The following is a 26990-nucleotide window of genomic DNA, read 5'->3' on the forward strand; positions in this document are numbered from 1 at the left end:
GGCGGCTCCGGGCAAAGGAGTATCCAATGAAACTTTCCCGCCAGACCACGAACGACACTGCTGTAATCGAAGGTACCCGCAGCCACTTCTGGGGTCGCTCGCTCTACTTCATCATTGAGAATGCGCCCAGGGCACACCTCGTCGCTATTGATGAATTGCTGGATGCAGCGGGTTGGGAAAGCGATCACTGTCCAAACTACGAAGATGACGATGCGTTTGGGCATGCCGGTTACAGCTGCGGGTACATGATTGAGATCGATGACGTGGCACGCTTCAGGGCTGACTATAAGCGCCTCAAAAAGCAGATTGCCGCCCATATCGCCGCCCAGCGTAAAGCCGCAGCCAAACAGACGGCATGAATTTTAATGCAAGCGTTGAGCCTGCATCTAAAAGGAACTGTGCAATGACCGAACAACTATCGGATGAAAAACTGCACCAGCTGGAAGGTGCTGCCGCAAATTACCGTACGACATACCAGGCGCACCTCGCTAATCCACTGGATGGCTCCGCAGTACAGGACTGGGATGAAGCGACCCGTCAACTAATGGCGGTCATCAATTACGATGAAGCCAATATTATCGCGCACCTACTGGCTCGCCGGGATGCAGATCTTGCCAGGCATGAAAGCGACATGACCCGGGCTATCGCAGCTTGGCAGACGGCATCCGTGAAGCTGTCCGAGCAGGCCAGCCAGCAACCAGAATTCCACCTCCGCCGTGTTGGTGGGGACGAGGAGCTCTATGCCCCTTGTGGAAAAGATTATCCACGGGGAAGAGCGTACTACGTTAAGCCGGTAGTGAGCCTGGTTACCGTAAATTCTCCGCCCTGCGACCAATGCTTTGATTCTGCCGACGCCGCAACGGCCTACCGGGATGAGCAGTGGAGACATGTGCTGAGTGAAGCTGGTGTGCTGGTTACGCCGGGGGAGACAGCCCCGGTTCAGCCCACTGAAGACAAGCCGCTTTCCAAATAGTGCGATTGAAAATGAAAACGAAGATGAAACAGCCCAAATCTGCACTTCAGAATGCGATGAAGGGCGAAGAGCCTGCGAGCGTACAAATTCAGATGCGTGCCACTGTAACAAGAAAAGAACGCTATAAGGCGCAGGCAATTCAGGAGGATCTGAATTTAACCGAATGGATGGCGAATCATCTGGACGCCGTCTGTGACGCCGCCGAAGGAAAGGCATCCGTCAGCATCTTTTCCCCGGTTGTACCGGAGAAGATCCCAGACAGCGTCTACCAGGTCATCTATCAGGAATGCGGCGGGTTCGTGGACTGCGATGCGAATGCCCAGACGATCTGGAATGCCTGCCGCCAGGCCATTCTGAAAAACGTGAAAGACTGAATACCCGGCGTCATTTTACCGGATGCAGCAAGGACAAACATGACCATAATTGAACGCCGTGCAGAGATGCGCCAGACGGCCATTAAAGCTCTGCTGGATGCTGAAGAAGCACTGACCGCACTGGCTATGTCCTATGAGCTACAGCCCAATGAGAAGACCAGTGCATGTCATCCACAAACCAGTACTCTCTCCACGACCAGCCAGGTTCGGAAAATGCGGCGGGTCCTCGAAAAATTGAGGCGTTGAGAATTAAACAGGACGCAGGAGGAGGTACCCAGTGCGAGCCGCAGCCGTTCTGGGGAGAATTTTAATCCGACGGTATTCCACTGAGACTGTTGAATGCCTTGGGTAATTGAGTGGCGGTCTGCCACCGAACGGAAGGAAAAAAGGGTTTCCCCGACCGGAGAAACCCTTTTCTAAAGGTGCTATTGGCTTGCTGGCCACATCTGAATCGAGGGGGGTTACCCCCCTCTTTCAGCTACTTACCGGATTCGTAGTCCATCACAGCCGACACTTCCCGCGTACCGTCTTTCAGCCGCAGTTCGCAGAGCGAATTGCGCGTAAGCCAGGTGAATATCAACAGCGTAAGACATACTATCAATACGCACAAAACAACGGGTTGGTTCGGCAGTTTCATGGCTTCTTCTCCTGTCAACGCAAAGCAGAAGTGTCACCATCGGTGCGAAACAGAGATGTCATGCTTTGGTTCAGAGAATGCGTTTGACCGCCTCGCTATATACTTCCGAGCGTTCTCTTTTCCCAACAGAAATCACGAAAACGACAACTTTCTCGTCTATAACCTGGTATACAAGGCGATAGCCTGAAGACCGGAGCTTAATCTTGTAACAATCAGGCATACCACGGAGCTTGTTTGCTTCAATCCGGGGTGACTCAAGTACTTCAACCAGCTTCTTTTTCAACTGTTCACGTACCGTCGAGCCCAGCTTTCGCCATTCCTTTAGTGCCCGCTCGTCAAAATCCAGAAAATACGCCATCAGAGTTCATCCAGCGTCACACGTACTGGCTTAGGATTACGAAGTCGTTCTTTCACTATCTCCACAAGTTCAGCATCTTCATCACTCAGGAGTGTCTGTTTGAACGGCAAGCGTTCATTGTCAGCGATATACTCGAGCATGAGACGAAGCGCTTCAGAAGGAGTTACGCCCATTTTTTCAAGCGCGGCGTAAGAACGCGCTTTAAGTTCATCGTCAATACGTAGGTTAATGCTACCCATGTCTTACACCCCTTGTAATTACAAATGTCATTACAAGTATCGCACTACAACATGCTTAGGGCAAGTCACGAAGTAAGTCAGAAAGTAGTCGTAAGAACGGTGATCACTGTCCGCTTTGTGCCAGAAGCGGACTTTTTAAAAATATTGCGTGCCCAACAATTGGGCGCAGGTCACATCAAGTACCCTCAGAATTATAGAGAATACCTGAAATTTTTGTAGAGCGAGGTTTGTTACCCTGCCCGACCAGCGACATGTGGTTAGTTTAGTGATCAGAAATGTCGAGCGTTTGGTCGTTCATTGACGCGGGATCTTCCAACGGTTCCACATGAGTGGTGATATGGATAAAAGGCAGTGCGGTGCGGATATCATTCTCTATACGCTCGGCCCAGTCGTGCCCATATTGAACAGTCCATCGCCCAGGAACTAGGATGTGCATTGTCATAAACGCCCGCCCGCCAGCCTGGCGTGTACGTAGTGCATGGAAATCAAGCCCCTGTTCACGATATCCTGCCAGCAGTGACTCGATTTTTTTGAGTTCTTCCGTGGGTAGCGATACGTCCATCAGACCTGCAGCTGAACGACTCATAAGCTGATAACCAGTCCAAACGATGTTGGCTGCGACCAGCAATGCAACGATCGGATCGACCCAAAACCAGCCGGTCAGATAAACCAGTCCGACACCAAAAATGACACCGACCGACGTCCAGACATCGGTCAGCAGGTGATGAGCATCTGCCTCAAGAGTGATAGAGTTGTGCTGCCTGCCAGCCCTTAACAAAATGCGAGCCGTCACAAAATTAAGGATTGATGCGACTGTTGAAACCAGTAATCCGAGACCAATCTCCTCAAGCGGCTGTGGAGTTAACATCCGCTCAACTGCGGTATAGGCGATACTGGCTGCCGCCAATAGGATCAGAAATCCTTCGAAAGCACTCGAGAAATATTCGGCTTTGCCGTGCCCATATGCATGGTTCTCATCGGCCGGAAGCGCAGCCAAGGTCAGCATCCAGAGCGCCATTAGGGCTCCTGCGAGGTTAACTACGGATTCGATGGCATCAGATAGCAGACCGACCGAACCGGTCATTTTCCACGCCACACCTTTGAGTCCGATAGTGGCAATAGCCGTGGCAATGGAAAGCCAAGCGTAGTGCGTCAGCGGACGAGGTAACCCTTTTGTTTTAGTCATTATTAACTTCCTAAAATAGGACGACTAACTCACATTTCTATCCATGATAGATAATTAAACAATCATTTCGCCATGAATATTTTTTCGTTTTTATTAAATTTAATTAAAAAGTCTCTGCAAGTGCTGTTTCATCTTCTAGTAAACTAAATTTTATTTTTAGGGTTTTCTTCAACTTGAAGTAATATTATCTCACAACAGATTAGTCACTTAGGTTAACTGAGCGGCTTTTATATTTTTCAATTAAAATATGCAAAACTCCCATTGCACCATGTGCATAAAAATAGACCTCAATGAAAGTAGTAAAGAACTTATGCCAGTGGATTACTGTTTCAGCCAGATTTGACTGCATGGTATTCAACAAGAACCATAGGCCACCTGAAAGTGCTACAATTAGCAATGCTAGAACTCCAAATCCTTGGATTGTACTGGCAATACCTCCCGAATGTGCATCGGGCAGTCGGAAACTAGTCAACGTTTTTATATCTTGCTTAATACCACTAAAGTCAAGCCCTACCCATGAAAAATAATAAGTAAAACCTCTTTGAGTAAGCATCCAACTTAACATAATAAAACCACAAATAATCAGTCCTAACCCTGAAATAATGTGCATCCAGGTTATAACTCCTTCAAGACTATGTTCACCAATTGCTTCGGTCTCTGTCAGATTAGAGTTAATAATTTGTGATAATATTAGAAATGCCACAATGATGTGAAGAATACGAAAAAAAGGAGCGTAATCATGGGGTAATAGATTCCAGAGTCGCAATTTCATTAATGAGTCCTTAGTAAATTTATCGATGATCTTAATCATACAAAAGAATTATTAGGATAACCTTAATTCTTAAAATTGCAGCAGGCATTAGTTCACCTCTGATATGGCCACTTGCGAAATGGGAATGGTAACTGTTATTACTATGTATTTACTTGCTGTTCTTGTTACGCAGCCCCTTAAACACATTACTTTCAAATATGATTTCCTGCTGGGTTTAAATATGTGTCTTTCTATAGTGCGGCAACCTATTTTTACACCAACTCATGAATTAAATAAGAATCATAAATTAAATGAGAGGTTTAATTCTCTTGCTTAACGCGATGATATTAAATGGAAATTTTAATTTTTGTAATTTATTAAACAGTTAGAATGAGACATGGTAAATACGATCTTCCTTTAGATAATTCTGATAGCACTTTTTCTACTGGGCAGTCTGCAATGTCCGCTTCACGCCCTGAGACATTCGACAAGCTTTTTATGGCTTCAGTAAGGGCGAGTGGCGCGCTTCGAGAGCCAGCAAATATTTTGCTTCATCGTACTGGGTTCTGGCCTTCCAGCAGCGGTAAATGATCCTTATCCATTTGAACGCCAGTGCCCGGATCGCAGACTGATGAGATTTGCCCTTCTCTCTGAGGCCCTGATAATACAGTCTGGCCCAGTATGATGAATTAACCGTCTTGGCAGCCCATTCAACAAAGGTTTGCCTGACGAACTTGGCACACTGCCATCGCCAGTGAACCCAGGATTTCTGGCCACTTCGTTCTGTCACCGGTGCAATACCTGCGTAGTTTTGAATTTCTTCAGCGCTGTTAAACCGGTCACGGTTATCACCAAGTGCAGCAAGCATTCGTGGGCCCATACACGGCCCCATGCCCGGAAGTGATTTGAACAGCTCCGCATCTGGCAATGTGTCAAACAACGCTTCGATTCGTTCGTCATAGGTTTTGATGATTTCACTCACGACTTTAATTTGTGTCGCCAGTGCTGTTGCCATCAAAGCATTAGCCTCTATAACGCTCGGGTCTGTAGTCAATGGGATCGCGTTATCAATACTCGCAACACGTTGCTCGGTAAGAGCCATTGCGCGGCCACCTTTGGCATTCAGAAAGTTGCGGATCGTGTCGCGCCTCGCTCGTTTCAGTTGTTGCAGACTGGGCCACCGGATAATCAGCTCACACAATAGTAAGCTACCCCGATGTGAGAACCACTCCAGTGGCTGAGGATAATACTGTTTAAGTGTGTTGATTATCCGGTTCACAAAACGGCGTTTATCTTCAACCAGCTGACGGCGCTGCTCAACCAGTTGCTGGAGTAACCGGATATCCGCATTGTCGGGTTCAATGGCTTTTATCTTTTGGGGATAACGCAGCATTAACTCTAATGCCAGCTCGGCATCCTGCGGGTCATCTTTAGCGCCGCTGGGCGAGAAGGCCTGCCGGTAACGAGCCAGGGACAAAGCGTGGACGGGGAAAACGGTGATAAATGGATATTTCTGAAGAGCATACACCACGGGACCTTTCTTCAGCTCAACGGCGATAGCGATCCTGCCTTTTACCTTCTGGTGTAACTCGGTAAGCCAGACATCAAGTGCTTCCGGCGTATGTTCAATCACATGGAATGTGCGTTCACCGTTTTTAAACTGAACACAGACATCGTGCTTTTTATCTGCCCAGTCCAGACCAACGTGCGCAGCAAATTGATTAGTCGCAGTCATCACCAACTCCTTTTTATCGGGGATTGGTATGCATTCCACGCTCTTCGAAAGAAATATAGCCAGCAGTTTATCTGCATGCCCTGAGTATTCGTTAGCGAACGTGGAGCACCCACTGGCTCGAAAGAAAAGCGGCGATCATCACGTGATTCTCGCTCAATATTCGTAACCAGTAAGCGCATACCCTGAATCACTTAAAGTGTAATTCTCAGGGTGCGAATGACTATATCTCGCTGTGAGTTCAATGGGTCGATGCAACGCTATCCTTAATCAAGGGGGACGTTGTCATGAAACGAAGAACTCGGATTAACTACACGCCAGAGCAGAAGGCAATTATCTGGGACAGATATAAGCAAGGTGATTCTCTACATGATATCGCCAGAATGTTCGACAGATATCATTCTTCCATTATGCCCACTATCCACCAGACAGGCGGCTACCGTCCTCCCGTGCGAAAACGGCACCGATTAGCGCTTTCGCTTGATGAAAGAGAGGAGATATCCAGAGGGCTGGTAGCAAAACTCAGCATCAGGGACATCGCCGCCAAATTATCAAGAGCGCCCTCAACGATTAGCCGCGAGGTCAGGAGGCACAGTGGTGCAAAACAATACCGAGCAGCAAAAGCCGATGCTACTGCGTGGGAAAATGCGCTGAGACCAAAACCGTGCAAGCTAATTGAAAGCCCCGCATTGTGTAAAATCATTGCAGAGAAGATGCATCAGGACTGGTCGCCGGAACAGATCGCCGGTTGGCTGAAACGTTGTTATCCGGATAATCAGGAAATGCATGTGTCACACGAAACGATTTATAAAACGCTTTTTATACAAACCCGGGGAGCATTAAAAAAAGAGCTGCAGCAATGCCTCAGAAGCGGAAGAGCAGTGCGTAGATCCAGAACGTCATCGCTTAAAGGGAAAGGATTAGGGTCAATCCCGAACACGATACCTATCAGCGAAAGGCCACCAGAGGCGGCTGACAGAGCCATTCCAGGTCACTGGGAAGGTGACTTGATTCAGGGCTCGAAAAACTCCTATATAATCACCCTCGTAGAACGTCATTCCCGTTTTGTTATGCTGGCGAAGATCAGAGACAACAAGACCATAACGGTTATATCTGCACTCATCAGACAAGCCCGGGAATTACCTGCTGAACTTTATAAAACATTAACCTGGGACCGGGGCGCTGAAATGACCAGCCACACCCGGTTTACTGTAGCCACAGATATTCAGGTTTACTTCTGCGATCCTCAATCCCCCTGGCAACGTGGCTCAAATGAAAATACGAACAGATTGCTCAGACAATATTTTCCAAAAGGAACTGACTTATCGGTTCACAGCCAGCAAAGACTTAACAGTGTTGCCAGACAGCTCAACGAAAGGCCGAGAAAAACGCTAGACTATGAATCACCCGCAGAACGGTTCAATAAGTGTGTTGCGTCCATCAGTTGAACTCACAGCTCTTAGCGGACATTAGCATAGGCTATTTACCATAACGCCGCATTACGCGTACCGCTCAGACGGCCTGAGCGCGTTTCTGACGTGTCCCCGTTAAAAACAGTAACAAACCACCCGAAAATGCACGCCAGAAACGCTACGTAAGAATCTATCCTATGACTGGATATGCACTCAACTGAATAACGCCTGGTTTCAGTCCATTTTATCGGGATCAGCCTTCTTTCTGGGTAATTTAGGGGGCTTCACTTGCTGATTACTTTGCGTGCGGCGCGTGAGCCAAGGATGGTCAGCTTTAGGTTTTACGTAGAATTTTGAGCGTAAATCAAAACGGGCATTATCCACACGTTCATGGACACTTTTTTCATCATCCAGTGGTATAGGCTCCGGGCCATCAACATATTTTTCCCATCCCAACGCTTTCCCATCATACAGAACCTTAATTTCACCGTTAAAGCTTTCGCATACCGTGACAACCGAATGCCGAAGTCGATATCCCCGGCCTTCACTGCGAATCTGAAACGCACTGCTTTTGTACTGGAAAGTGAGATTTTTGGAGAGAACGCGCTTCGCCTGGAGGCTGAAGATATAACCCAGTTCCTCTTCAGAATGGTGTACATCAAGATGGGCGTTATCAGCAATACGAGGCGGCGTAGCAAACCGGTTGTTATAGGCTTCAATAAAGGTCGGCAACCATGCGTTTGCTGTTTCAATATCACTGATACCCTGAAGCCGCATTTCTTTGACCAGCCTGTCCTGCAGTGTCTGATTGGCACGCTCTACCCGCCCTTTTGCCTGCGGGCTGTTGGCATGGATTGGCTCGATGCCCAGTGTCTTTATCGCACGTGTGAACTGAGTCAACTCTCCTTCCCGCTCCGGGTTATTTACTCTGAATATACTGTGTCTGTCAGAATAGAGAGCCAGTGGTACGCCATGATCATTAAGGTAACCCCGGAGGGTTTCCATGTAAGCCCGGGTTGTTTCTGCAGGAGCGAATCGTAGCGCCATCAGAGCGCTGGTAGCATCATCGATAAAGACTATCAGTGTGCATTTGGGGCCCCGACCTTCAAACCAGTCATGAGGCGAGCCATCAATCTGGATGAGTTCACCGTAGGATGGGCGCCGCATCCGGCGCTGATAAATTCGGGCAAACTTACGACGACGTTCGCGCCATATGCCCTCCTCTACCATCCACTTCCTGAGAGTTTCAATGGATAAACACAAGCCGTGTATCTCGCGCAATTTTTCGCACGCAAGCGTAGGTCCAAAATCAGCGTAGCGGCCTTTGAGGAGTGAAATTACTGTTGCTCTGAATTCGGTAGAAAAGGAATTATTGGGACGCTTTCCACGTCGGCGGGAAACTAGACCAGAAGGCCCTTCATTTCTATACCGTTGCACCAGACGTTTAACCTGCCGAATAGAAATGCCAATGCGTGCCGCAGCTTGTTCCTGAGTAATATGGCGATTAAGTGACTCCTGAATAATGTGAAGTCGGTCGAGTTCCTTATGACTCATCGTAACAGTCTCTTTGATCATGAAAAATCCCCCAGAGAATTGTCTGGGGACATTTTAGAATGGTTCAAAGGGGACATTACAGCTTGGTGTTAACACATGGCTTCTTCTCCTTGCATTTTTGCAGGTAAGAGGCTAACCTTTAATGTGACTAGCATCAGGGGCCTCGGGTTAATTTGAAAAAATTACTCGGGGCTTTCTGCTTTTTACCACAGTCAAACAGTGATTCTGCTGGCTGGGGCAAAAGCCTCCAGCACCGAAGCCATTATACCACCCAGCCCCCTTCAAACGAACAGGTCGACCGCCTAAATATTTAATAAGTAAGTATTTCAGGTTTTGCTGCCTCGCAGGCCGTAACAGCGGACGGCTGACGTAATCGCTGACGAAACAGACGGATGCAAATCTCTACACTCAACGCCGCCAGCCCGTCCGGTCCCCCGCTTCTTTCCGGCTGTAATCAGTCAGTCTTCGAACCCGCGATCAGTGACAAACGGTGAGCACGAACACAACTGTGCATTAGGCTATCCGGGTAATGGGCGATTTTCTCCAGTTTCTCATCGAGGCGGGTATACGTCAGTCGCCTGATTTTCGTTAGTTCCTCGTGAAGCCAGCGTTTGATAAAGGGATTGCTGGAAAGCAGCACCAAATCGGAGTCCTCCACTTCATCAAAAAGCCAGACGGGTTTTGCCGGAGTAAGACGATAGAGCCAGGGACGCGAATAGTCCCCCGTCGCAATCAGGAACCAGACAACAATGCCAAGTGCGAGCTCCATGACCAGCATCAGGGTAAACTGAATATCCCGGACGTCAGGCTCTCCGGTAAAGCTCATCAGTCGGTCGCCAGTTGCCACACGCTGGATAATACATACCAGCATCAGCAGAGCAAGCAAAAGCCCCATGAGCAGCCCGCCATTCACCTCAAAAGTAGCTTTCTGGACGCGATCAGGCGGTACCTGTCTACGGTAGCGGCCGACCACTTCGCCGATCAGTTCCCTGATGGCCATGCGTTCTTCATCGACCGTTGTTGCGGTATATCCGGACGGGTCCGATTCAGTTTGGTTCATGTACCCTCTCCTCACTCTGAAAATTAATGGTCACAGACACGCTGATCATACCCGGTGAACGGGAGCTAGTTTGCGGGTTAAGGGCTCGAAAAAAACGGGAATAAAGAGGGAAATGACAGCAGGAAGGTGGGATGCAATGAGCTGTTTTGTTTCCCTACAGTTAAGTGGGGGGGAAAACTGCCATCACCGGAATACGCTGAGAACGGAACGGGCCAAACCGATAAGATGGACGGGCGCTATTTTGATTCCAATATTCGGGATTTTTCTTCCCGCGTCGCCAAACGGACACTTCCGGAACGGTCGCGGATGAGTAGCGGCTTATCTTTTTTCCAGCTACTTATCGCCGTTTCCCCGAACCGACGCGGCGCATTGCGGTTCCAGCTGGCGATAACGTGGTTATCGTAAACCTCCTGAATAACGACAGAATGAAGAGTTACTGTCTTAATGGTGGTATTGCCCATTTTGGTTCGGAAGAGTGACCAAACGGTCATCCCCGCCTCCAACTGACTGAGTTTCATCTTTGCTCCGGTGATATCGGGGAAATCGACGTGGTGACGTATTTAATCATAATCACTCACAGCGGATAATGCCGCCAGGTAACAGGGTACTGTCAGCCCAGGCATGAGCAGTCCTTACGGCTATCGTGATTCGGCCAGTGTGCGGGTAATAGTCGCACGCTGACGCTGACGCTCAGCCTTACGCTGGCTGCGGCGGTAAAGCGGTTTCGCAGCAGCATAACGGCAATCCTCCGGGTAGTACCAGCAGCAGCCACAGGGCTCAGGCTGCGGTTTTCCGGCAAGTCCAAATGGTTTCATAATGTCACCTTTAAATGGAAATATTGTTCAGTTCCCGGCCTTCAGACACGGGTTCATTAATGAAGCGGCGTTGCATAAACAGGTACAGATAACCCTCTGTCGAGAACATACAAAGATTCTCAGTAATACAGGCATCGAGATATTCTGTGTCGCTCTGGAGTCGTTTAATGACGCTCATCTGGTTAGCCGCCGACTGAATCAGCGGATAGCCATTAACAGCACGATGAATACCTGAGCGGAATAACGAACGAGCCTTTCCAATCTTTTCCCGGGCAGCGGTCATTTCCATCTCGATAACCGACTGTCGCGCAAGATTAATAGCATCGCCAGATAATTCCGCAAAGCTGACCAGAGACTTATTCATCTAAAACTCCTTTCAGAAATGTGAGCTCATTATATCAATACGGCCTCTGGCCCAAATAACCCGTGGTGAAATATTTTGACGAATATCTGAAAAGTGAAAATGGCAACCGGGAAAAGGACGGTTTTTATTTTAAGTGTGCCGATGACGTCTGACAGGGGAATTAAATTTGACGGTCTTTGATTTAAAAAAAGGTAGAAGGAGGTCACCTGGACACCTCCTTCTCCGGCGCTCAGTTTGAGAATACGTTAACGCTGTAGCGTCTACCGAGCACCTCGGCAGTGGTATCCACAATTTTCTGAATATCATCGGTAATCGTGGGTTTACTGAATGCGACAGTATGCAGTTCGCCAGCTTGTTCCGCCGTCGCGCCATCATGAAAGCGGCTGGCATCGTACAGCTGGACCCGGAGCGTCCGGGTGTGATCAACATGGGGCAATGTTCTTCTCCTGTTCAGCCAGTCGCCATAAGCGTTAATAATCACTTTCTTCCGGTTGCGGCTGAGTGACAAACTGGTACTTTACTCCATTAGGGACACCAACGGCTTTTGCTACGGATTCACACAGCAGCGACAGGTCATTCAGCGTCATCGGATATTCGATGTCGACTGAATATAGGGCCCCGGCATTCTCGGCGTCTTCGATGTTTTTAAACTGGGCGCTGAAAATGGCGACGGTAGAAATTTCAATGTTGTGCATGAGTCAGTCCTTATGAAAAAAAAGCCACCGAAAGGTGGCTGAGTAAAAGTTACTGCGCCTGGCTGGCCTTGTCCGCATTTTTGGTGTAACCAACTCGGGCAATGACGACGGCAATTGCAAGGAGAGCAGCGAGACCGCCGTAGAATACAGATCGGGAAACATCGGCGAACATATCGCTCAAGTTATCAACGCCGAGGAGAAATACACAGATAATGACGATAAAGCGAACTGGTTTGCTATAAAACAATTTCATCAGTAGCTATCCTTCTGGGGTGAAATGACAACAGCATTACACCACATCAGATACCGTTTTTTTTTCGCTAACGGGCCTATTTTGACCAGAAAAAAATAGCGCCTCAGGGTTGGCAATGGCGAGGTTCTTTTCGAGGTACCTGTGGTCATCCCGTCCTGATATCAGAGAGAAAAACGGTTCCAATTGAAAAATTTAGTCGCGTTCGATGGACCTCAGGAGATCACTCCCAGTGGCGCTCAGCTTGACCTGATAATAACTTCCCGGTAAAGGCCGCTGGGACGGATTAACCAGCTCAACCAACCCAAGCCGAAAGAGGACCGGGGTGCTACGGCATCGCACATCATCCGATGCCCCCCTATACATCCGGCATTCCCGGGCCCGACGAAATTCACCGCAGATCTCATACTTCGTTCCGCTTGCCAGACGATGCAACACATAGATTTGGGCCTGTGTAAGCGGGGAAATAGGTCGCTTTGTGTCAGCCATAATACTCCTTTTAAGGTGGGTCTGTTCGGCTGGCTGAAAGATCAGGGACAGACCATGTTAGACCGATACAGCCTGTGACTCGTTTATCCATTCACCAGCGTTATTTTTGTAGGGGATACTTTGAGACTAAAAGCCTTAAGTTTCTTTTCGATTGCGAGTTCAAACCACTCAAGCGGTACAGTAACTGTACTATCATCTCCTCCCATAATCTGATCAGACTCATAATTCCAATCTTCATCAAGCGACGGATTCATTCCACGGGCATAGATAGCTGTATCTCGGGAGACAGGACTTCCATCCAGAGAAGCATTGGTAATCAGACAGACGCCATGGCCTTTTACCAGAGTAATCTGAGGGGTCAGACGGGTCTGAACCATATGCTTTGGCGATGGCCAGAAAACTTCCCCTGCCAGGCAAGCTTCTTTTTCCGTCTTACCAGCTTCGTTAAGAGGCACCCCCCCCGGATAATTTGTTGGCTCAAAAAGCTGATCAACGGTTGCAAGGAATTGCTCCGCTGACTGGATTTCTTTAAGCAGTTTTTTTACCCCTGAAATCTCGAATGTTAATCTGCTCATCTGATTATTCTCCGCAATCCGGCGCTAAATAGCTGCGCGGAATAGTAGATCACTGAAAGGGAACTCAGCCCGGATTGTGCGATCTGATCAATCGCCAAACCAACCAAAATCACCAACCGGACTGAGCGATGCCGATCATAGTACCAATACCCCGTGGCGAACGACGCCTGATGCAGAAAGCTATTCATAAAACGCGTGATAAAAATCATGCCCGCAGACTCACGGCCATGCTGATGCTTCATCGGGGTGAACGGGTCAGCGATGTTGCCAGAACTCTCTGTTGTGCCCGTTCATCCGTTGGTCGCTGGATTAACTGGTTTACGCACTCAGGTATTGAAGGCCTGAAATCCTTACCCGCAGGGCGCTCCCGACGCTGGCCTTTTGAACATATCTGCACCCTGTTACGTGAGCTGATAAAGCATTCTCCCGGCGATTTTGGTTATCAACGTTCACGCTGGAGCACCGAATTACTGGCAATAAAAATCAATGAGATAACCGGTTGCCAGTTACATGCAGGAACCGTTCGCCGCTGGTTGCCATCTGCGGGGCTTGTATGGCGCAGGGCCGCGCCAACTCTGCGTATCCGTGACCCACATAAAGATGAAAAGATGGCGGTAATCCACAAAGCGCTGGATGAATGCAGCGCAGAGCATCCGGTATTTTATGAAGATGAAGTGGATATCCACCTTAATCCTAAAATCGGTGCGGACTGGCAGTTGCGCGGACAGCAGAAACGGGTAGTGACGCCGGGGCAGAACGAAAAATACTATCTGGCCGGCGCACTGCACAGTGGCACGGGTAAAGTCAGCTACGTGGGCGGCAACAGCAAAAGTTCAGCGCTGTTTATCGCTCTGCTGAAGCACCTGAAAGCCACTTACCGGCGGGCGAAAACAATCACGCTGATCGTTGATAACTACATTATCCATAAAAGCCGCGAAACACAGCGCTGGTTGAAAGCAAATCCCAAGTTCAGGGTAATTTACCAGCCGGTTTACTCGCCGTGGGTGAATCATGTGGAACGGCTATGGCAGGCACTTCATGACACGATAACCCGTAATCATCAGTGCCGCTCAATGTGGCAGTTACTGAAAAAGGTCCGCCATTTTATGGAAACCGCCAGCCCATTCCCCGGAGGAAAACATGGTCAGGCAAAAGTGTAGCGGTATTAGGCGCAGCTATTTAGCATCAAATGCTTGGTTGCCAAGAGCAGCTCTTTGACGTCAGCAGGAGAAACCTCCCCATTGCCTTCGACAGCGTCCTGTAAACGCTGACGCGTCGCCTGAATCGTATCAGACGACAGAGATGCAAGTTTGCTCAATACCGCGTTAGCTTTTTCCACTGCGGGATACAGGGCTTCTGAGGTGGTATTGTCTACATCATTATCGAAGACCAGCTCAGACTCCATATTAATATTGTCTTCAAGCCAGCTAGAAAGAATATCAAGAAAAGACATGACTTTATTAATCTGCATTTTTTTGCCCTCGGTTGGTGTAAACCCAATATAACAAACCGACTCTCCCGGCTAATAACCCAAAGAGCAAAAAAATAGATAAATTAGATAGGACAGAATTTAGTTTAAAAAGGTGTAAAGACAGACCCGCTATAAATAAACTCAGCACTGAAGGAAAAAACCTTCCATATCGGAAGGCTTATGGTGCATCAGGTAAAAACTACTGCTGCTTCTGGAACGCGACGAACGTCGCAAAAACAGCTATCAACACTGCCATGAAGTAAACCAGGTATGAGCCGGATTGCCAGATATTTACGCCGAAAAAAGAAAGTAACTTTCCGTCCGGGATAATAGAAAAAGCCAGGTTCCATAATCCGGTCAGTACAACCTGAGCGATAATCATTTTTCCCAGCGCACCCAGTTCCTGAGTTGCATACATTGCAGCCATTACAAATGTCAGAACTACCACAAGGAGAGCAGACAAAGCCACAACCGAAATGCTCAGTCCGACGGACGTAAATATAATGGCTTCTTTAAAAGCCAGACCTGTAAACCCCCAGATCAGAATGACTAAAATGAAAAACAACAGGATAAATTTCATTAAAATTGCGTCCCTCTTTCAGTGGTAGAATCTGGCTACGATGTCAAAGGCCAGCCTACCACTCGCAGAATGTATAACATGAGGTTAAATACAAATCCGTTCACAGGCCCGTTTCAGTGTTTCTTTGGTATGACATTGTGTGGCCTGATTTAACTGTGTCCGGATATGCTGCTCATCATGGCCGTCAGCAACAAAGAGTTTGATTTTACTTTCAAGACGGCTCATTGCTTCGTACAATTTCGCTTCTTTATTGTTCTTCATGAAGCGAAGAACGTAATCCGCAATAATATGCACAGGCGGTGTTTTGATTTCACGGGAGCGATTGCTGGTCATGATTCTTTCCAATTTTTTGTATTGAAAATACCGTTATACGGTGCCACCACATTTAAGCCAACCTTTTCCGGTTGTATAAGAAATGCGACCGTCCTTAATTAGCGATTGCAAACGGCGGTCAAGAATCCGCAATGGTTGCGGATTGCTTTCCCTAGCGGCAATCCTGTGACACTCTGCTTTGATTTCTCCGGCAAATAATGTCGCGAACGGCTTAGGAACCGGGGTTAGAACTTCGATGAGTGCCTTGTCCAGCGCCAGATATTCATCCATGTTTATGTCCTTACACATAATAAACTAACGGTAATGACTCCAACTTATTGATAGTGTTTTATGTTCAGATAATGCCCGATGACTTTGTCATGCAGCTCCACCGATTTTGAGAACGACAGCGACTTCCGTCCCAGCCGTGCCAGGTGCTGCCTCAGATTCAGGTTATGCCGCTCAATTCGCTGCGTATATCGCTTGCTGATTACGTGCAGCTTTCCCTTCAGGCGGGATTCATACAGCGGCCAGCCATCCGTCATCCATATCACCACGTCAAAGGGTGACAGCAGGCTCATAAGACGCCCCAGCGTCGCCATAGTGCGTTCACCGAATACGTGCGCAACAACCGTCTTCCGGAGCCTGTCATACGCGTAAAACAGCCAGCGCTGGCGCGATTTAGCCCCGACGTATCCCCACTGTTCGTCCATTTCCGCGCAGACGATGACGTCACTGCCCGGCTGTATGCGCGAGGTTACCAACTGCGGCCTGAGTTTTTTAAATGGCGGAAAATCGTGTTGAGGCCAACGCCCATAATGCGGGCGGTTGCCCGGCATCCAACGCCATTCATGGCCATATCAATGATTTTCTGGTGCGTACCGGGTTGAGAAGCGGTGTAAGTGAACTGCAGTTGCCATGTTTTACGGCAGTGAGAGCAGAGATAGCGCTGATGTCCGGCAGTGCTTTTGCCGTTACGCACCACCCCGTCAGTAGCTGAACAGGAGGGACAGCTGATAGAAACAGAAGCCACTGGAGCACCTCAAAAACACCATCATACACTAAATCAGTAAGTTGGCAGCATCACCTAAACTAACTATGATTTAACTAATTATACCGAATCGGGGTACGAACCGAATAACCTACAGGTTGGAAAATCAACTTCCCCGGTATATCCATTGAGAGTCTGTCAGCCTGTGCAACGACATCAGGCTGATCGCCACTCACCCGCTAATAACAATGGCCTGCTCCGGTTGTGGCTGGCGATCCCCCCGCAGTGCCTCAGACTCCCTGAGACGGGCTGATGGCATCGTCATTGCCTTAAACCCCTCTTCCCGCGTACGCACCAGCATCCCCCACGAATAGGTTTCACAGACATCGTTCTCTAAATTGGGTTCGGTCGACAGCAGGGACTCCATCTTCGGTTCGATGTGTACCGGCGCAATGTTTTTATAGACAGGGTGAACACGATACTCTTCAGACGCCTGTGCCCGGTAGCTCCCTTGCGCCAGCAGCACGTCATGGGAAACCAGGTCATATTCCGTATCTTCGACAAAGGTCTTCAGGGTGTGCGTTATTTTGCCGTATCCTTCAATATTCCAGACGGAGACCATCGTAAACTCTTCTAACGCTCGGGGAATTTTGACCAGAAATCCATTCAATGCCTTGCGACCCTTCAGCATACCCACCAGGTATTGCTTGTTCGGATAAGGGCGCATCGCAAACAGGTCATTTCCTGTCAGGTGAAGCGACAGTTCCGTGACGCTCACGGAATCCAGCGTGCAGAGATTTCCCATCGGATGCAGGATTTTAGGTACCAGGTGTAAAAACATCGTCATTATCCTCGTTTATTATGGTTTCAATTATTTCGGTGTCGCTTGATACATTTCGAACCAGAAGACAATCGGCTTCTCCGTGACTTCAATTAATCCAAATCGCTCTGCGGTCCTGAAGTTGACGCTGTATGCCCTGGCGCGTTCTACCTGGCGGCTTATTTCTTTCCGCATTCCTTCAACACTCAATGCACCTTTAAAGAGATTGCAGGGGGCGCAAGCCGGAAAAAGATTTTCGCTTGCATGCAGTTCAGGATGCATGACCTTACCGGTACTTCGAGCCTGGTGTGTCACTCGGCTTCCAGCGGGGGCTCTGACCATTTCAAAATCCCGCCTCACCGGTTCAACATGATCGGCATGCCAGCCTTTTTCCGGCAGAGTACAGCCGCAATAGGCACACCGACCACCAAATTTCAAACGCAGTTCGGCTCGTTGCTCTTTGGATATTTTATTTTTGGGCTTTGAAAATCGCCCATCATCAGATTTAACCTTCGGGAGGAGTTCTGAAAAATTGGGTAATTCGATTACTGAGCCTTTGTTATTTAGAACTTTCACCGGACCTCCCAACCATATTAAGACGGTTTTTTATTAAATTTCCTGAATTAGTTTTCGGATTTTAATCAGGTGTGGTCGGCTTAATTTACATAGCTGTTCGGTCGCGGCATCCAGAGTGGGGAATACATGGGCCTCATTAATATCCACTGTCCAGCATTTCGCCTTCCCTTCCCCCAGATCAGATTCAAAATAATTTCGCTTTACTCCGACCTGCTTTGGTCTTCCATTTATCCTGATAATCTCGTGCCGCTCATCGAAGATAAAACCATCACCGACTAACGTCAGAAGAACAAAAGGACCTTCGGGTTTTTCCGTACCCAGCGAACTCACCTCATTATTCATGCGACTTCCCCAGCAATGCGCTCAAAATTGATTACCCACACCCACGGGTTGGCCTGCCAACTGTCTTCTCCATAGGTGTCTTTCCAAAGGCTGCGGAAGCCAAGAAAATGCTTATCGCCAATAACACAACATTCGGTTGGGGCTCCTTCAGCTTTCGCATCCTCTTCGCTGATGCAGTTTAACCGCTCTACTCGCAAATCGGTGATTTCCAGTACTATACGGCTGGCCCAGCGAGGCATATGGATAGAAGGTGTCCACGCACCTTCGAACTTCATATTTTCTGTACGGGGCTTCCAGTCGGCCTCATCAGGGATCGACCACAGCCCATAATCCCCCGAACGCTGTTCACAGCTCGCACGGTAAATGCGGGCTGCTTCAGATCTGTCCATCACAATGTTGTCATTCCAGTCCACCGCGCACGCATCTTCATTCCCGAGCAAGGAAAACGCTTCACGTACAGTAATACGGTCGCCAACTACACCGTACGGACAGGCGCGAAGCGCCGAATTTGGCTGAGTTCCTGTTGGAAGCCACCAGTCATGCGTATGCCCACGATGTCGCGGTGTTTGCGCAGGCCTTACCGACCATTCAGGTGAACTGTACTGAGGCTCTATAATCCGCCGCGTCTGTGTTTTCTGGTTTGCCAGAATTGCCCTGACCATTTCATCTTTAAAAAGCATTCCACGTGTCTTCACTGTGGTTTCTCCTTTCACACATGGTTCACACATTGAGAAGCCTATCCATCTTTATTCGCCCATCCCTGGAAACGACAGTCGTTACACGGTCGCGGGACTCTACATCCCTTCCTGAAAACGTGGTGTACACACCCCGAATTAATCTTCATCCGCTTCCACTACCGGCTCGGTCGTAATTTCATATTTCACGCAACCAGGTGCATCCAACGCTTTCGCGACAGACTCACACAGCAATGACAAATCATTCAGGGTCATCGGATATTCAACTTCCAGGCTGTAAAGTGCATTGGCGCTGGAGGCAGTGGCCTTGTCAGCGTGGCAGGCATTAAAAATGAAAACGGTATTTTTTTCTTGAATAGTCATAGTGCAATCCTCTGGATAATTAGCCCTGTTTTCAGGACGGTTTTCGATTAAAATTATCTATTCTTTTTTATTACTTACTGAAATCTGTTGAACAGGTTCTGACTGATCATTTTCTCCGACCGGTGTTTTGTCGACAAATGACCATTCTTGTTTGGGTTCTTTATATAAAGCACTAGCCTCAGTATTCATCCATGATTCAAAAGCAACATAAGTCATGCCTTCCTCACTAACGCGGGCCTTAAAAACCTCCCAAGCTTGCAGATCAAGCGGCTGGTACTCTTTCAGCGACTGGTCAAGCCATCCCTTCCAGATTTCCTTACGATGTTTAAAATGAGGTATAGCCAGGTATGCATAACTACCCGCAACACAAATTAAATACAGGAAGCCGCTCCATAGAGAGGAATTGAAAAAAATCTGACTAGGGAAAATACATGCCACTATGGCAATAATTAATAGCAGGTGTTCCTTACCAGTGGGCTTATTAAATTCCCAGTTGATTGAAATGCCCCTTATCTTCCTTAAGTTCCTTTTTTTATCCTCTTTATCGGTCATATATCAGTCCCTAATAGTTTTAAAATGGATGTTGTTAGTCTGATGAAAAAAGTTACTTTTCAAACCCGCACCGTAACGGACTTCACCCCTGCGAGCATTACACCACACACATTTCATCTATTTTTCCGTTAACGGGGCTATTTTCACGCTTTTTTAGGTCTGTCTGATTGTGCTAATTGCCTCACGCCAGCAGGCGGACCAGACGATTCAGCAGAGGCCTTAACAGTGCCGCAGTACTCTCCCGGCAATCATCCACATGCCGGAATCCCGTCTTTTTCGAAGACTGGGGACCGGACAGCATCCTCAGCGCCCAAATAACCTCCCGTAAGGTTTCGTCGTACTCCTGGGAAATACACCTGGCTAACGTCGTCAGAAAGCGTTTTCTGACAGCCCGGTAATACAACCGTTCCTCCGGTTGCATTGATTGAGGCTTAATCCGCAGGTTACAGAGAGTCAGTACAGCGTCGAGCAGACCGGCTTTCAGTTCGTCACCCGTCCGGGCCAGATGTTGCTGGCGTTCGTTCTCCAGTTGCGTCGTGATCCATGCCCCAAGAGGCGTTCGGTTGTGGGTGTGCAGCGCCACACAGGCCGCAACACAGCACCAGAAGCGCAGTTTCTGCCGCTGCCCCCGCAGTTTACGGGCAACGAGCAGGCGGTAATCGCAGTCGGTCAGGATCTTGAAACGGTGGCTGACGAGCAGGGACGGCAGCGGCGTCTGGTCGTTAATGCCAAGACGTGAAAAGGCCTGCCCGCGTTGAGCGAGGCGGTGGTACACCGCACCTTTCCCCCGGGAAATTCGGACGGCGCCGTATCTAAGCAGGTACTGTGCCGCCGCCACGGGGGTAAACTCACCGTCAGACACACGCTGGCGTAATCCGTCATATTCATGCCAGATAATCCAGGACGCAGTGTCTTCATCGACCGTCAGCTCATCCTCTTCTTCGAATGCAACGATGTTCAGGCTTTCCCCGCTGCTCAGCAGGCTGCGGGAAGCACGGTCATCCTCCCGACCGTCAAAATAGGCCATTTCGGCAGACGGATCAGACAGCCCGTCAAATGACGTCCCGATACGGCCTTCCGGCAACTTCATCCAGCGTGGTGCTGGCATCGGCGTGCGGGGTACGGGTTGCATAGCTGGCTCATCGTCGAGCAGATCCAGTGCCCCCCTTCCCACACCTGGCGGTAAAGTTCGATGGCGCGAAATGGTCGCGGGTTAAAGCAATGCAGTGACCAGAGAAAGTCGATATGCAGCACGTTGGCTTCCTGCACCAGTCGAAACTGCGGCTCCGCCATGCGGCGGTTATGCGCCGTATCTTCGACCTCGCCAGAAAGTAACTTTTCCCGCACCGCTGCGGCCCGCTGGGCCTCCACGTAATCGAGGCTGCAACAGATATGGAACAGTCGTTCGGTCAGGGACGACGAGAAAACATTGGGCTGAAGACGCACATACCCGCCCTCAAACACTTTGCGGCCGATATAATCCCGAAGGCTCCAGTCGTACTGGATTTTGGTCAGGAAACGCTGAAGGCGGTTTAGACCAGCCTGGTAGCCGTACTTCTCAGGATCAGTGCGGAGTAAGGTTTCCATCGAGTGGTCAATGCCGACGGCGCAGCATAAGGAGCACCCTATAATTCTGATCATTTAGAAATTTTTTTGCGTTTAAAATCAATGAATTGAAAGATTTCATTTTTCTAAGTCTGATAAAACAGATGAAAACCCAACTGACTATACTCATAAAACTCAATCTTTGCGCTGCTGTACGATACCAGTAATTACAGGCGCCGAGTTTAACATCATGAAAAGTAGCCCAATAATGAATGACGCAACGCCAGCTGCGGTGCCTAACTTCTGACTGAACACCATTGAAACAAAGTACATATTTGGGATAAAAACGGACATAGCAATCACGAAAAGTAACTTATTCAGATAATTATTTATTCGGGTCTTAACCTCAACTCTATCATAAAAAGCCATCGAAACGTAAGCAGTTATCAGTGAATAAAAAGACCATGTCATATAGTTAACCGATTCATTAAATGCCTCTCGCAAAAGCAAAGCACTTTCTGTCATTCCCTACCTCATTAAATCAATAGAAAATAAATCTGAATAATTTATTTTTAAAAGAAAAGAACACAACATAACTTCAGTAGTTATGATTAATCCCTGAATGATTATTTCTTAGCAAGATATAACATGCTTAATGTATATCAGGCAATAAAAAAACTCCCAAAGACCACCGCTGTGGTCTTCAGGTATAGGATTTAAAGAACGAACTCAGTCCGGAAACGTATCACTATCTTCTGTAACGTCCGCTTTCTCTGGTAACATTCTGTTTTTAATATACTGTGAATTCCTGCAGATGAGAGGAAAAATCTCCGAGTTATTCATTATACAACTCGTTGCCGTACGGGCGTCCTCCGGAGACCATGATGAAAATGAAAACGTCTGACGGTCAAGCCATTGAGACAATAATACATTATCAACAGAAGCGCTAAACAGCGCCGCAATAGCCCTGCGTTCAACGGCCTTCTCAGGTTCAATAAACGACAACTCATTATGAAAACGGGTAATAATCGCAATACGGCTGTCAATACGAATATGTCTTTCAAGTAAGACATCGTGCAACTCATCAAGTACAGTCTCTCTCTGGGTATCGTCGAGGCAAGACCACAGGAAATGAATGTTCTCGGCATTTGTGACAACGTCTGGCTCTGCATCACGGAACCATGATGCAAAGATACCCACACTACCTTCCATCCGGATATGCTGCCCCTGAAGTTGCATTTGTTCAAGGATAAAGCGCATGTTCACAGGAAGAACCGTAAAACACTCAATAAGCCTTTCAGAAGAACTAAATACTCCACATGCCAGGGCGTTCAGCTTTTTCTTCAAAATATCAAACTGCTCACCTGACTGATATACGTCATGGAGAAATACTGGACCCATAGCATTCACATCAGACTCAATTATTTTCTCTGACAGTGCTTTTTGACGCTCTCGCACAAATATTAAAAGAGAGGTTGCATTTGTAGCTTCTTTGATGACGTCATACTGACCTTTAACAAAGCTCAGGACAGGTATATTCACCAGAAGACCTAAATCAACAATCCTGCCAACAGCATTTTTGATGTACGGCAGAACATTTTTATCCTTAAGTGCTATAAAGATACTCTCGGCAGTACGTAGATAACGAAGATATGCAGCCAAAGCCAGGTCAAACCGTTCCTCACCAATATGTTCACTGTACGACTCGATACCGGCATAGTTACCATGGAGCACCATGTGAGCAACAGCCTGTGCAGCAAATTCCGCAGGGAAGAGATTCCTCGTCGCCGTATTATTAAGATAATATTGATTTAAAACATTATTATTCCAGTCCGGGCTCAGAACAATTTTTCTGAAATGGATAACGTCCTCAACAACCTGACGATTTTTAAGCGTCATTATTGCAGAGCTAACCTGAGCCCCACCTGTACCATCATTCTTTCCAATTACGTTCTGTACCGCCTTCGATGCAATATTGATATGCCGGATAATTCCCGGATTAAAAAGGTCTATCTGAGGTTGCTCAGCTCCATAGCGTAACATCTCCTCCCGACCGTGATTTCCGATATCTAGTGTGCCAATTTTCAGGTTTGACAAGGTCTCTTCATTATTGACAAGGTATTCCACATAAAATACGCCATCTACAAAATTCTCCATTTTATTCAGTAGTGATTCACCGGCCAGAACAGAGTATGAATCAGCTTCCTGCAGCAACGTCTGCGTGGATTCAGCCTCCAATTTTTCTGAATCCTGAATTTCATCAAGTTTACTCACAATAAACGATATTTGCCTTTCGACGAAAGGCTCTAGGCTTATCCGCCCGTCAGCCATCAGTTTCTGCAGACTCAATACGAAACCTTCATCATTCTTTTCTCTGAGTGAAACAGCATAACTCTGATTCAGCATTTGCACTGCGACTTTGAGTTGCGGTTCGGCGAGAGCCTGACACTTCTCATCCATCCGGCTATAAGAAACCAGCCAGTCTCGCATCTGAATATGTGGTGCCACTCGCTGCCATGCTTCAGCGAAACCCCACAAGGCCGTCAGTTCTTCAAGCCGTGGGATATTTATAGCACCAATCGCGTCTTTAAGAGGCGTATCAAGCAACTCGCTCCTGGCAAGCTCCACCGTGGACTGATAGTGGATGCTCATCAGAAATTCGCTCCATCTTTCTGTATCGTTATTAAAAATTCGGGATATTTGTTGATAAGTTAGCGAGAGCATCTCGTCAAAATCATCCGGAGCAATACCGGGTTCGGTCTGACTAGCTTTGGGATCGCGAAGTAATACTTTAATATCTCGCTCCCCGTATCTGACCACCAGTAAGTAGAGAGCAATAAGAATATGGCGATGATCTTCTGTTGCAGGAACGGTAAGGTTCAGAATATGAATATCATTAACAAACTTCTTCATTAATCGCGGTGTGATACGAGGATACTCAGAGGGTTTCCAGCGCTCAAGCAACACCGTTGCTTCCCGGCACGCTATCCCTGCATCCTCATTTACTGTTTCTTTCCAGTACTGCCTTAACGCTTCCTGCCATCCTGCCGAAATAAGAGGAGGAACCTGAAAACTTACAGGAATCCGCTTTGCAATAAACTCACGCCCGCTGAAACCCGCCACAGAAAGTGAGGCTGAAACCTGTCTTGCCGAATAGGGCACCACTATCCTGAAGTGTTCATGAGTGGCTCCGGCAATAAGCTCCATATCACTCCAGAGCTCTTTCACTTTGTCTGCACTGATTCGGTCCAGATTATCAATGATAAGGATGAAGCGATCTCCATGGGAAATGACCTCTTTGGAGGTAAATCCCTGCAGAGCTTCAGCCAGCTCAATAGCTCCGACCTCCTTATTAACTAGCCAAGTCTCTTCAATCCTGTCAGTACTGTTGCGTTTGAACAAATCACCAATACTCGAATACCCTTTCTTTCTGTACCATTCCATGTTCTGCAGGCATGCCAGTCCTGCGACCATAATGGCAGGAGAAAGAAACGCGGCCACCTCAACATAAAAAAGCCACCCTAATAATGACTCCTTGTGATCCTACCCACGTAATGTGGACACGGCCCTAAGCGAGGTTCTGGTTTTCAAATTGTTCGGGACTGAGTCCGCCACAGGCACTGTGTCGGCGCCACCGATTGTAATCACACTCGATATAATTAAACACCGTCATCCGCATGATTTCCCGGCTGATAAGGCGTTCCCCGTGGATACATTCCACCTTCAGCGAGTGGAAGAAGCTTTCCGCGCAGGCATTGTCGTAACAACATCCTTTGGCACTCATGCTACCGTGCAGATTATGCCGCTTCAGTAACGCCAGATAGTCTGCCGAACAGTACTGCCCGCCTCTGTCCGTATGCACGATGACATTTTCCGGGCGCTTACGTCGCCAGAGTGCCATCTGTAGCGCATCGCAGGCCAGCTGCGCTGTCATCCGCGACGACATCGACCAGCCGATGACAGCACGGGACCACAGGTCAATGACCACCGCCAGGTACAACCAGCCTTCGTCCGTGCGCAAGTACGTGATGTCACCCGCCCACTTCTGATTCGGGCCACTCGCGTAAAAATCCTGTTTCAGCAGATTTTCAGACACCGGCAGGCCATGTTCGCGGTATCGGACCGGGCTGAACTTCCGGGCCGCTTTTGCGCGAAGCCCCTGACGCCGCAGGCTGGCGGCAATGGTTTTGACGTTGTACTCAGGCAGTTCGTCAGCGAGACGAGGCGCACCATAACGCTGTTTTGCCTCAGTGAATGCCTGACGGACAGCAGTATCACAGACGAGCCGGAACTGCTGACGTGGTGTTATCTGCTGACGACGCAGACGCCACGCATACCAGCCGCTACGGGCGACCCGCAGTACCCGGCATATGGCTTTGACGCTGAACTCAGCCCGATGTTTTTCAATAAAGACATACTTCATTTCAGGCGCTTCGCGAAGTATGTCGCGGCCTTTTGGAGAATGGCCAGCTCCTCTGCCTGTTCCGCCAGTTGGCGCTTAAGACGGGCAATTTCAACGGACATTTCCTGCTCACGTTCGGAAGAGCTGCGGGCATTGTTAATCTTACTGCGCCATGCGTAGAGCTGGGATTCGTACAGGCTGAGTTCCCGGGCAGCGGCAGCAACACCGATACGTTCCGCAAGCTTCAGGGCTTCGTTGCGGAATTCAGGCGTGTACTGTTTGCGGGGCTTCTTACTGGTTGATGCTGGTTTTGTCATGAGTCACCTCTGGTTAAGAGTTTACTCACTTAGTCGTGTGTCCACTATTCGTGGGTAAGATCATTGTTAGTAAAATATTGATTAAGGTCTGTTAGCACATAACGAAGCATCTGCACGGAAAGCAATGACAGTAAAATAAAAACGACGGTCAACCAGCTTAGCCTGCTGCTGACCCTCTTGTCGTATTCAACGATGTTACCCAGAGCCAGATTTTTATACTTATCCAACACATCCCGGGAGCCCGGACATTGTAGGCTGACCCCGTGGTGGATGACATCGATAAGCGCTTTTTTAGTTGAGCCATGATGGTAACGTTCTGCATCAAAGTTAATGAACGTAAAATCATCTTTAAGCTTTTTCTGCAGGAACTTCAATATTGTTGACTTACCTGAACCCAGCTCACCTTCCAGACCAATAATATTGACATCAGGTGTCCTGATGATCTGAGCCACATTCTCTGCAACTTTTTCATGACTGCTGCCTCTAAACATATCCTGGTCAGCGGGTGATTCCGTCTGCAATCGTAGAGTCATTCAGCAATTTCCTTCGTTATAACGTAA

Annotated in this window: 38 protein-coding genes and 2 pseudogenes; 7 read left to right on the forward strand and 33 right to left on the reverse strand. The window is 48.2% G+C overall.

Features of this window, described 5'->3' with window-relative positions:
- The first annotated feature begins 26 nt into the window (after window positions 1-26).
- The 4 genes from C2U43_RS27620 to C2U43_RS27635 are packed head-to-tail and all read left to right on the forward strand — an operon-like array spanning window position 27 to window position 1593.
- Window positions 27-359 (forward strand): DUF5417 domain-containing protein, encoded by a 333-nt coding sequence (locus C2U43_RS27620; RefSeq protein ID WP_032610481.1) that lies wholly within the window; start codon window positions 27-29, stop codon window positions 357-359.
- Window positions 360-403: 44 nt separating this feature from the next.
- On the forward strand, window positions 404-973 hold the full coding sequence (locus C2U43_RS27625; RefSeq protein WP_040113312.1) for a hypothetical protein: 570 nt from the start codon (window positions 404-406) through the stop codon (window positions 971-973).
- A gap of 23 nt (window positions 974-996) precedes the next feature.
- Entirely contained in the window at window positions 997-1347 is a 351-nt protein-coding gene (locus C2U43_RS27630) for a hypothetical protein (RefSeq protein WP_032610485.1), read from the forward strand.
- Between the two features lie 39 nt (window positions 1348-1386).
- Window positions 1387-1593 (forward strand): hypothetical protein, encoded by a 207-nt coding sequence (locus C2U43_RS27635; protein WP_044713525.1) that lies wholly within the window; start codon window positions 1387-1389, stop codon window positions 1591-1593.
- Between the two features lie 232 nt (window positions 1594-1825).
- Here C2U43_RS27635 and C2U43_RS27645 read toward each other — a convergent pair whose 3' ends face one another.
- The 4 genes and pseudogenes from C2U43_RS27645 to relB form a co-directional block, all read right to left on the reverse strand.
- Window positions 1826-1948 (reverse strand): type I toxin-antitoxin system Hok family toxin, encoded by a 123-nt coding sequence (locus C2U43_RS27645; protein ID WP_223203173.1) that lies wholly within the window; start codon window positions 1946-1948, stop codon window positions 1826-1828.
- Window positions 1893-2024: pseudogene (locus C2U43_RS30285) on the reverse strand (hypothetical protein); the annotation flags it as partial. The gene C2U43_RS27645 and the pseudogene C2U43_RS30285, both read right to left, overlap by 56 nt.
- A 30-nt stretch (window positions 2025-2054) precedes the next feature.
- Window positions 2055-2342 carry a type II toxin-antitoxin system mRNA interferase RelE gene (gene relE / locus C2U43_RS27650; RefSeq protein ID WP_000323025.1) on the reverse strand — a complete coding sequence of 96 codons (288 nt, stop codon included), beginning with the start codon at window positions 2340-2342 and terminating at the stop codon, window positions 2055-2057.
- Window positions 2342-2581, reverse strand: coding sequence for a type II toxin-antitoxin system antitoxin RelB (gene relB, locus C2U43_RS27655; protein WP_000534858.1), 240 nt, complete (start codon window positions 2579-2581; stop codon window positions 2342-2344). Before relB ends, relE begins: the two co-directional genes overlap by 1 nt.
- 24 nt (window positions 2582-2605) lie before the next feature.
- Between relB and C2U43_RS29945 the strand changes: the two are divergent.
- A pseudogene (locus C2U43_RS29945) lies at window positions 2606-2722 on the forward strand (hypothetical protein); the annotation flags it as partial.
- Between the two features lie 121 nt (window positions 2723-2843).
- Here C2U43_RS29945 and C2U43_RS27665 read toward each other — a convergent pair.
- From C2U43_RS27665 to C2U43_RS27680, 3 genes are all read right to left on the reverse strand, one after another.
- Complete coding sequence (locus C2U43_RS27665) at window positions 2844-3767, reverse strand: cation diffusion facilitator family transporter (RefSeq protein ID WP_000167917.1); 924 nt, start codon at window positions 3765-3767, stop codon at window positions 2844-2846.
- A 199-nt stretch (window positions 3768-3966) separates the two neighbouring features.
- On the reverse strand, window positions 3967-4539 hold the full coding sequence (locus tag C2U43_RS27670) for a cytochrome b/b6 domain-containing protein (RefSeq protein WP_001515348.1): 573 nt from the start codon (window positions 4537-4539) through the stop codon (window positions 3967-3969).
- 475 nt (window positions 4540-5014) lie between these two features.
- On the reverse strand, window positions 5015-6253 hold the full coding sequence (locus C2U43_RS27680) for an IS110 family transposase (RefSeq protein WP_003030308.1): 1239 nt from the start codon (window positions 6251-6253) through the stop codon (window positions 5015-5017).
- A 284-nt stretch (window positions 6254-6537) separates the two neighbouring features.
- Between C2U43_RS27680 and C2U43_RS27685 the strand changes: the two genes are divergently transcribed.
- A complete protein-coding gene (locus tag C2U43_RS27685; protein ID WP_000830285.1) occupies window positions 6538-7698 on the forward strand; it encodes an IS30-like element ISCfr4 family transposase in 1161 nt (386 codons plus the stop codon).
- A 198-nt stretch (window positions 7699-7896) separates the two neighbouring features.
- Here C2U43_RS27685 and C2U43_RS27690 read toward each other — a convergent pair whose 3' ends face one another.
- The 9 genes from C2U43_RS27690 to C2U43_RS27730 all read right to left on the reverse strand — a co-directional run bounded on the left by C2U43_RS27690 (window position 7897) and on the right by C2U43_RS27730 (window position 13464).
- Window positions 7897-9237 carry an ISNCY family transposase gene (locus C2U43_RS27690; protein WP_000589001.1) on the reverse strand — a complete coding sequence of 447 codons (1341 nt, stop codon included), beginning with the start codon at window positions 9235-9237 and terminating at the stop codon, window positions 7897-7899.
- Between the two features lie 433 nt (window positions 9238-9670).
- Window positions 9671-10276: a hypothetical protein gene (locus C2U43_RS27695; protein ID WP_015063019.1), complete on the reverse strand. Its 606-nt coding sequence runs from the start codon at window positions 10274-10276 to the stop codon at window positions 9671-9673.
- Between the two features lie 236 nt (window positions 10277-10512).
- Window positions 10513-10794, reverse strand: coding sequence for a hypothetical protein (locus tag C2U43_RS27700; protein ID WP_040113311.1), 282 nt, complete (start codon window positions 10792-10794; stop codon window positions 10513-10515).
- 120 nt (window positions 10795-10914) lie between these two features.
- On the reverse strand, window positions 10915-11091 hold the full coding sequence (locus tag C2U43_RS29655; RefSeq protein WP_162859439.1) for a hypothetical protein: 177 nt from the start codon (window positions 11089-11091) through the stop codon (window positions 10915-10917).
- 10 nt (window positions 11092-11101) lie between these two features.
- Window positions 11102-11455 (reverse strand): hypothetical protein, encoded by a 354-nt coding sequence (locus C2U43_RS27705; protein WP_022652347.1) that lies wholly within the window; start codon window positions 11453-11455, stop codon window positions 11102-11104.
- 229 nt (window positions 11456-11684) lie between these two features.
- The gene (locus C2U43_RS27710; RefSeq protein WP_040113310.1) at window positions 11685-11891 is read right to left on the reverse strand and encodes a hypothetical protein; all 207 of its coding nucleotides are present in this window, start codon (window positions 11889-11891) and stop codon (window positions 11685-11687) included.
- 34 nt (window positions 11892-11925) lie between these two features.
- Window positions 11926-12150: a hypothetical protein gene (locus C2U43_RS27715; RefSeq protein ID WP_022652349.1), complete on the reverse strand. Its 225-nt coding sequence runs from the start codon at window positions 12148-12150 to the stop codon at window positions 11926-11928.
- Window positions 12151-12199: 49 nt separating this feature from the next.
- The gene (locus C2U43_RS29660; RefSeq protein ID WP_022652350.1) at window positions 12200-12403 is read right to left on the reverse strand and encodes a hypothetical protein; all 204 of its coding nucleotides are present in this window, start codon (window positions 12401-12403) and stop codon (window positions 12200-12202) included.
- Window positions 12404-12972: 569 nt separating this feature from the next.
- Window positions 12973-13464, reverse strand: a complete 492-nt coding sequence (locus C2U43_RS27730) for a DUF3085 domain-containing protein (protein ID WP_040113309.1) — start codon at window positions 13462-13464, stop codon at window positions 12973-12975.
- Between the two features lie 128 nt (window positions 13465-13592).
- Between C2U43_RS27730 and C2U43_RS27735 the strand changes: the two genes are divergently transcribed.
- Entirely contained in the window at window positions 13593-14624 is a 1032-nt protein-coding gene (locus tag C2U43_RS27735) for an IS630-like element ISEc33 family transposase (RefSeq protein WP_001395480.1), read from the forward strand.
- A gap of 5 nt (window positions 14625-14629) precedes the next feature.
- Here C2U43_RS27735 and C2U43_RS27740 read toward each other — a convergent pair whose 3' ends face one another.
- The 17 genes from C2U43_RS27740 to C2U43_RS27820 all read right to left on the reverse strand — a co-directional run bounded on the left by C2U43_RS27740 (window position 14630) and on the right by C2U43_RS27820 (window position 26963).
- Window positions 14630-14935 carry a DUF957 domain-containing protein gene (locus C2U43_RS27740; protein WP_103286031.1) on the reverse strand — a complete coding sequence of 102 codons (306 nt, stop codon included), beginning with the start codon at window positions 14933-14935 and terminating at the stop codon, window positions 14630-14632.
- 199 nt (window positions 14936-15134) lie between these two features.
- Complete coding sequence (locus C2U43_RS27745) at window positions 15135-15515, reverse strand: hypothetical protein (RefSeq protein WP_015063021.1); 381 nt, start codon at window positions 15513-15515, stop codon at window positions 15135-15137.
- Window positions 15516-15599: 84 nt separating this feature from the next.
- Window positions 15600-15848 (reverse strand): hypothetical protein, encoded by a 249-nt coding sequence (locus C2U43_RS27750; protein WP_022652354.1) that lies wholly within the window; start codon window positions 15846-15848, stop codon window positions 15600-15602.
- Between the two features lie 33 nt (window positions 15849-15881).
- Complete coding sequence (locus tag C2U43_RS27755) at window positions 15882-16118, reverse strand: hypothetical protein (RefSeq protein WP_022652355.1); 237 nt, start codon at window positions 16116-16118, stop codon at window positions 15882-15884.
- Between the two features lie 44 nt (window positions 16119-16162).
- Window positions 16163-16860 (reverse strand): IS1-like element IS1B family transposase gene (locus C2U43_RS27760; protein WP_103178130.1). Its coding sequence is split into 2 segments (ribosomal slippage): window positions 16163-16611 and window positions 16611-16860, totalling 699 coding nucleotides; the frame shifts between segments, so codons are not numbered across the junction.
- Window positions 16861-17050: 190 nt separating this feature from the next.
- Window positions 17051-17659, reverse strand: coding sequence for a DUF6012 family protein (locus C2U43_RS27770; RefSeq protein ID WP_040113308.1), 609 nt, complete (start codon window positions 17657-17659; stop codon window positions 17051-17053).
- Between the two features lie 30 nt (window positions 17660-17689).
- Window positions 17690-18214, reverse strand: coding sequence for an HNH endonuclease (locus C2U43_RS27775; protein ID WP_040113339.1), 525 nt, complete (start codon window positions 18212-18214; stop codon window positions 17690-17692).
- A 33-nt stretch (window positions 18215-18247) separates the two neighbouring features.
- Window positions 18248-18556 (reverse strand): hypothetical protein, encoded by a 309-nt coding sequence (locus C2U43_RS27780; RefSeq protein ID WP_040113307.1) that lies wholly within the window; start codon window positions 18554-18556, stop codon window positions 18248-18250.
- A complete protein-coding gene (locus C2U43_RS27785) occupies window positions 18553-19251 on the reverse strand; it encodes a hypothetical protein (RefSeq protein WP_187116898.1) in 699 nt (232 codons plus the stop codon). The genes C2U43_RS27780 and C2U43_RS27785 overlap by 4 nt, the downstream gene beginning before the upstream one ends.
- 138 nt (window positions 19252-19389) lie before the next feature.
- Window positions 19390-19614, reverse strand: a complete 225-nt coding sequence (locus C2U43_RS27790) for a hypothetical protein (RefSeq protein WP_022652360.1) — start codon at window positions 19612-19614, stop codon at window positions 19390-19392.
- Window positions 19615-19671: 57 nt separating this feature from the next.
- Complete coding sequence (locus tag C2U43_RS27795) at window positions 19672-20166, reverse strand: hypothetical protein (protein ID WP_015063025.1); 495 nt, start codon at window positions 20164-20166, stop codon at window positions 19672-19674.
- Between the two features lie 181 nt (window positions 20167-20347).
- On the reverse strand, window positions 20348-21298 hold the full coding sequence (locus tag C2U43_RS27800; protein ID WP_230145864.1) for a hypothetical protein: 951 nt from the start codon (window positions 21296-21298) through the stop codon (window positions 20348-20350).
- Window positions 21253-21753, reverse strand: coding sequence for a hypothetical protein (locus C2U43_RS29950; protein WP_233899737.1), 501 nt, complete (start codon window positions 21751-21753; stop codon window positions 21253-21255). The genes C2U43_RS27800 and C2U43_RS29950 overlap by 46 nt, the downstream gene beginning before the upstream one ends.
- A gap of 153 nt (window positions 21754-21906) precedes the next feature.
- Window positions 21907-22236 (reverse strand): hypothetical protein, encoded by a 330-nt coding sequence (locus C2U43_RS27805; RefSeq protein WP_000140246.1) that lies wholly within the window; start codon window positions 22234-22236, stop codon window positions 21907-21909.
- Between the two features lie 204 nt (window positions 22237-22440).
- Window positions 22441-25155 (reverse strand): P-loop NTPase fold protein, encoded by a 2715-nt coding sequence (locus C2U43_RS27810; RefSeq protein WP_157843391.1) that lies wholly within the window; start codon window positions 25153-25155, stop codon window positions 22441-22443.
- A 124-nt stretch (window positions 25156-25279) separates the two neighbouring features.
- Window positions 25280-26430, reverse strand: a protein-coding gene (locus tag C2U43_RS27815) for an IS3 family transposase (protein ID WP_087855188.1) whose coding sequence is annotated in 2 segments (ribosomal slippage) — window positions 25280-26172 and window positions 26172-26430 — 1152 coding nt in all. Because the reading frame shifts where the segments join, the coding sequence is not laid out codon by codon here.
- Between the two features lie 44 nt (window positions 26431-26474).
- A complete protein-coding gene (locus tag C2U43_RS27820; protein WP_023280967.1) occupies window positions 26475-26963 on the reverse strand; it encodes a P-loop NTPase fold protein in 489 nt (162 codons plus the stop codon).
- Between the last annotated feature and the right edge of the window lie 27 nt (window positions 26964-26990).

This window comes from Citrobacter freundii complex sp. CFNIH9 (genome assembly GCF_002903305.1).
Taxonomy (GTDB): domain Bacteria; phylum Pseudomonadota; class Gammaproteobacteria; order Enterobacterales; family Enterobacteriaceae; genus Citrobacter; species Citrobacter portucalensis.